General features: G+C 40.7%; 2 pseudogenes. Both read left to right on the top strand.

Features of this window, described 5'->3' with window-relative positions:
- Positions 1 to 69, top strand: a pseudogene (locus SB658_RS26830) (phage holin); the annotation flags it as partial.
- Between the two features lie 13 nt (positions 70 to 82).
- A pseudogene (locus SB658_RS26825) lies at positions 83 to 243 on the top strand (N-acetylmuramoyl-L-alanine amidase); the annotation flags it as partial.

Genomic DNA, 243 nt, shown 5'->3' with positions numbered 1-243 from the left:
AACAATTATGTTACAGCAAAAGGGAAAAAACAGCAGGCTTTATTAAAAATAAACAATTTATCGAAATAGGAGAGATGAGAATATGGTAAAAATCACACAGGATTTTATCCCGGCAGGAAACAATAACCGCCCAGGCTATGCAATGACTCCGATTTACATTACGGTGCACAATACAGCCAATACCGCAGTCGGGGCTAACGCCAAAAGTCACGCAAGCTATGTGAAAAATCCCGATACACCGAC

It is taken from the genome of Bacillus sp. SIMBA_008 (assembly GCF_046535495.1).
Classification (GTDB): Bacteria; Bacillota; Bacilli; order Bacillales; family Bacillaceae; genus Bacillus; species Bacillus subtilis.
Note: the sequence above shows the minus strand (reverse complement) of the source record. Positions and strands in the feature narration are given on the sequence as shown.